Source organism: Photorhabdus kayaii, assembly GCF_025384895.1.
Classification (GTDB): Bacteria; Pseudomonadota; Gammaproteobacteria; order Enterobacterales; family Enterobacteriaceae; genus Photorhabdus; species Photorhabdus kayaii.
Window position 1 is genome coordinate 1 of record NZ_JAJAFZ010000140.1, and the last position, 3,265, is coordinate 3,265.

Annotated in this window: 5 protein-coding genes; all 5 read left to right on the forward strand. The window is 39.9% G+C overall.

Going from position 1 to position 3,265, the window contains the following annotated elements:
* Nucleotides 1-626 (forward strand): hypothetical protein (locus tag LGZ98_RS23195; protein ID WP_262978672.1); only part of this gene is annotated, 626 nt, incomplete at its 5' end.
* The gene (locus LGZ98_RS23200; protein ID WP_011145458.1) at nt 623-928 is read left to right on the forward strand and encodes a hypothetical protein; all 306 of its coding nucleotides are present in this window, start codon (nt 623-625) and stop codon (nt 926-928) included. The genes LGZ98_RS23195 and LGZ98_RS23200, both read left to right, overlap by 4 nt.
* A gap of 141 nt (nt 929-1,069) precedes the next feature.
* Nucleotides 1,070-2,044 (forward strand): hypothetical protein, encoded by a 975-nt coding sequence (locus LGZ98_RS23205; protein WP_228903002.1) that lies wholly within the window; start codon nt 1,070-1,072, stop codon nt 2,042-2,044.
* 1 nt (nt 2,045) lies between these two features.
* Nucleotides 2,046-2,333, forward strand: a complete 288-nt coding sequence (locus tag LGZ98_RS23210) for a hypothetical protein (RefSeq protein WP_113041113.1) — start codon at nt 2,046-2,048, stop codon at nt 2,331-2,333.
* Between the two features lie 33 nt (nt 2,334-2,366).
* Nucleotides 2,367-3,221, forward strand: coding sequence for a hypothetical protein (locus LGZ98_RS24155; protein WP_113041112.1), 855 nt, complete (start codon nt 2,367-2,369; stop codon nt 3,219-3,221).
* The last annotated feature ends 44 nt before the right edge of the window (nt 3,222-3,265 follow it).

The following is a 3,265-nucleotide window of genomic DNA, read 5'->3' on the forward strand; positions in this document are numbered from 1 at the left end:
TGGCACGAGCTGCACTGGAAGGATGTAAAGCTGCGCCAACAATTTGTCTAAATAATGCAGGTATTCAGGTCGCAGAAGCATTAACGCCGGGTGGTGTGGGCGCAGCCGGCGTAATAGGTGTGGGTAAAACTGCGGCAGAGGCAGTGGCAGCAAAATCCGAAGCTGTAGCGGCTAATGTGGTGAAGAATGTCTCGAAGAACTTAGAACAAGGAGTATCAAAAACTATAAAATCTTATGGCCCGCATGAAATTGGCCCATTAGGAAACCCCAATGATTTGCGAGCTCCTGCTTCAACGTTCAGAAGTGGAAGTTATACTGAAAAAGTCGCAGAAACAGATATGTATTTTTTCAGAGATTATGGCGGCTCTGCTAAAGTTGATGGTCGCTTTTGGACTCCTCAGCCATCAAAAGGACCTCTACAATCTCAACTGGATAGTGCTGTTTTACCTGAATGGGGTAATACTTTTAAAAACCAAGCCATTATAAAGATCCCCAAAGGTACTAAGTATTATGAAGGGCCAGCGGCAGCACAAATTGGAACTAAAGGGACTCAACCAACGTTACATGGTGGTGGTACGCAAATATTTTTACCATCACTAGACAATAACTGGATAATTAAGAAATGAACACAAAAGAAATAGTTGAAAATTGGGTAAAAGAGAAAAAATCACTTTACTTCTTTCTCCCTGATGGCCCTTATGGTAGACCCTTTGATAATCAATATATTATTGAGAAAATTGAGGAAACCAGTGAGAGCTTTAACATAATATTTTCTAATGAAATAGCATTGCGTTTTCTGGGAAAAATTAATATCACAGATGAGGGATATAATCTAACAATAAGCGATTTTACTAAGTGTATATTTGAAATAAGCAGTAGGATTCTTAAAAGTTATACAGAAGGGCAAGTAGTATTAAGTGGCTTTTAAACAACGATCCAGCCTTTACAAAGCTAGGAGGGCAGCATGAGTCCACCGGGGTAATATTTAATCAGCTCCACGCTAGCAGGCGGTATTGCCGGTGACTCCACCGCCAGCGCCCTCACCGGGGCGCAGGCCGGGAAGAATTCGGTGGATAATAATGCCCTTAGCATGGGAAGTTTGTTTGGTTCCGAAAGCGCTAAACATTTTGAAGGCGCAGGGTCACTGGCTCAAAAGATGACTCAATCCGGGGCAACACCCGAAGAAATCAACGCAGCCTTAACTCACTACCTCAAAGGACAAGTCCCTGAGGGTCAAGACCCGGCAAAAGGTCTGATTATTGCGTGGGGGAACTTCTTTGGTGTTCCGTTAGATGTCGTGTTATCAAATGAGCAGATGACGCCACAGAAAGCGGCGGAAATTGTTGCTGGAGGGATACCTACCAGTGAAGCGAAGCTGATACAGTTTGCAGCCGCGAAAGCATATCTGTCTTTGAGCAAATATCAATCGATAGAAGCTGTTGATAGAAAAAGTAGTTCAACGATTGATAATTTGATGAAAGAAAAAGCACAGACAGCGAAAATTGGAGAAATGGCCCTTGGTGCTGATAAAAACATCTCGCATACAAATGTTAATTCCAAAGCTTCACTAGGAACGAAAATAGATAAGAGTATAGTTATAGTAGATAAGGAACATTTACCTACAAGTGTGTCCTCGACATTTAAGGCTGGAAAATATGAAACTGTTATTACACAAGAACCTGTAACATTATTTAGAAAATTTGGTGGTGTTAATGATCAAGCCAAATTAGATGGTGGTTACGCAACAACCACACAAAATGCGGGTAGAAATGAAACTGCTGTCTATAAAAACTGGAGTACAACTCGATTTGAGGCTGAGATAGAAGTACCCAAAGATACTAAGCTAAACATTGGTTCTGTTGGGGAACAACCACCTTTGAGTAATAATCCTAAATACATAGGTGGAGCCGATCAAATTCTACTGCCACGGAATTACCCTATGGATTGGATTAAATCAATACGAGATGGAAAAACAGGTAATGTTTACACTTACGAAGAATTTAAGAAAGCATTTCCAGATCAAATAACAAATAAAGGAAAATAAAATGTCAACAAATAAAGATATGATAGAAATCGCAAGATTAATATCCCTGTTGAAGCAAGTTGTTACGTATTTAAAAGAATCAGGAAATGGAGAGTCATCTTATGCATACTTAATAAAATCCATTAATATTCTTGAGAACAAAGCAAGTAATGGTATGAAGAATTTATACAAATATATTATGAATGATTTCAGAATGATGGGGGATAGAGGCCAATATGGGGAAGATATAGACCCAATAACAGATGAAATTTACGCAATTATAAGCAATAACCCATTGTTCACTAAGTGATAATGCGTTGTTGCGGATAATAATGCCCTTAGCATGGGAAATCTGTTTGGTTCCGAAGGGGCTAAACATTTTGAAGGAGCGGGTTCACTGGCTCAAAAAATGGCTCAATCCGGGGCAACACCTGAAGAAATAAATGCTGCCTTGACTCACTACCTGAAAGGACAAGTCCCGGATGGTCAAGACCCGGCAAAAGGTCTGATTATTGCGTGGGGTAACTTCTTTGGTGTTCCGTTGGATGTCGTGTTATCAAATGAGCAGATGACTCCACAGAAAGCGGCGGAAATTGTTGCCGGAGGGATACCTACCAGTGAAGCGAAGCTGATACAGTTTGCAGCAGCGAAAGCGTTTTTGTCTTTAAGTAAGTATCGGTCAACAGAAGTGATTGAGGGGAAAGAAAGTTCTCTGACTGATAAGAGTATTACTGGAAATAAGACGACGATTTCATCTATAAATGAGGGCAAAAGTACTTCTGGACGACTCCCTGAAAAGCCCATTAAAGAAGTAACAGCAGCAGAAGTAAATAATTGGTGGAAAAATCAAGGATATGAACAACCTCCATATACTCCAGGAACTACAGTAAAAGAATTTGAATTAGCAGCTAACACGAAATTTGTTAGAGTCTATGACGGTACTAATTCACAAATGAGAGGGGGATGGATGATGAGAGCCGAAGATATAAAGGGATTAAGTAGCAAACAAATTCAAGAAAAATTTGCTTTGCCATATGAACCAAAATACGTTGCGGATGTTGAAATTAAAGCAGGTACTAAGATGAGAGTAGGTTCCGCAAATAGTCTGTTTGGCTATAAAGGTGGAGGAACCCAGTTTGATCTTATGGGGCAAAGAACAGGTACATTCACTAATGAACGGGCTATTCAAAAAAAATAGGATATTAAAATGGCTATCTTAGTTAACGATAACAAGATTAATAT